This is a genomic window from Pseudomonas sp. Sample_24, from assembly GCF_004307605.1.
Taxonomy (GTDB): domain Bacteria; phylum Pseudomonadota; class Gammaproteobacteria; order Pseudomonadales; family Pseudomonadaceae; genus Aquipseudomonas.
On record NZ_RCNW01000370.1, the window covers coordinates 1 to 1542 of the forward strand.

Consider the following 1542-nt stretch of genomic DNA (forward strand, 5'->3'; position numbering starts at 1 on the left):
ACTTCGCAGAACTCGTTGGTGGTCAGGCCGCCGACGTTGCCGAACAGTTGGAACCACGGCACGGTCTTGCGCACGACGCCTTCGCCGAGCACGGTATCGCCGTCGATCACCGCCACGACCGCGCGGTCATCCGGCAGGTGACGGGAGATGGCGCGGAAACCGTAAGCCAGGCCATCGCGCTTGCCGGTGCCGGGAATGCGCACGAAGTCGAGCTTCACATGCGGTGGCGGATTCATCCGTTTCCACAGGCTTTTCACCAGCAGCTCATCGGACATTTCCACGATGGAGCAGACCATGGTGGTCGGCAGGCCGCAGTCGATCGCTTCGCGAATCACCGAGCTGTAGACCTGCGCGGTGGTCAGGGCGTCAATACGGAAACTGGTGACCATCAAGAAGACATGGGACGGGTCCGCCGCCTTGCCCAGCTTGCGCACTTTGCGCCGCAGGTGCGGGTAGACCACGTACAGAAACAGCATGCCGCGCAGGAAGTGCGTGGCACCCATCGAGTAGCGCCAGATACCGACGATACCGATCAGGAAAATGAAGTCCTTCGACTCGGAGTCGAATGTGGACACAGGCAACGCCATGGCGATGCCCATCAGTAAACTTAGATAAAACAGCCAACCGGCGGCCTGGAGTAGGCCGTGCTTTAGCCTGTGCATAATCGGAATCCTAAAGTCATTTGCGAGCCCCTCGCCCCCTGTAGGAGCGCGGCTTGCCGGCGATGACACACTTGAGATCGCCATCGCGGGCAAGCCTTGCTCCTACAGGTTTTTCATGCGCGAAAGTGCGCTATCCGAGACGGGATTCCGTGTTACCAGCAGATGCCTTCGGTGCGGCCGCTGGCGCTGGTGGCCTTGGACATGAAGCCGACCAGGTCGATCACCTGCTTGCCGTGCGGAACGTCCTTGACCAGGGCGCGGAATTTCTCGTCACGGTTACCCAGGATGATCACGTCGGAGTTGTTGATCACCGCGTCGAAGTCGGAATCGAGCAGGGACGAGACGTGCGGGATCTTCGACTCGATGTAGTCCTTGTTCGCACCGTGGACGCGGGCGTATTCAACGTTGCTGTCGTAGATCTTCAGGTCGAAGCCCTTGCCGATCAGCATTTCCGCCAGGTCAACCAGCGGGCTCTCGCGCAGGTCGTCGGTACCGGCCTTGAAACTCAGGCCCAGCAGGGCGACTTTGCGTTTGTCGTGGCTGGAAACGATGTCGAAGGCGTTCTGAACCTGGGATTCGTTACTGCGCATCAGCGAGTTCAGGAGCGGCGCTTCCACGTCCAGCGAACCGGCGCGGTAGGTCAGGGCACGCACGTCTTTGGGCAGGCAGGAACCGCCGAAAGCGAAGCCTGGACGCATGTAGTACTGCGACAGGTTCAGGGTCTTGTCCTGGCAGACCACGTCCATCACTTCGCGGCCGTCGACGCCGACAGCCTTGGCGATGTTGCCGATCTCGTTGGCGAAGGTCACCTTGGTGGCGTGCCATACGTTGCAGGTGTACTTGATCATCTCGGCAACGGCGATGTCCTTGCGGATGATCG

The 1542-nt window shown here is 60.5% G+C and carries 2 protein-coding genes; both read right to left on the bottom strand.

Features of this window, described 5'->3' with window-relative positions; all coding sequences use genetic code 11:
- Positions 1 to 665 (bottom strand): glycosyltransferase (locus tag D8V06_RS21170; RefSeq protein WP_177434463.1); only part of this gene is annotated, 665 nt, incomplete at its 3' end.
- A gap of 149 nt (positions 666 to 814) precedes the next feature.
- The coding region (locus D8V06_RS21175; protein WP_130931723.1) for a nucleotide sugar dehydrogenase at positions 815 to 1542 on the bottom strand (728 nt) is incomplete at its 5' end.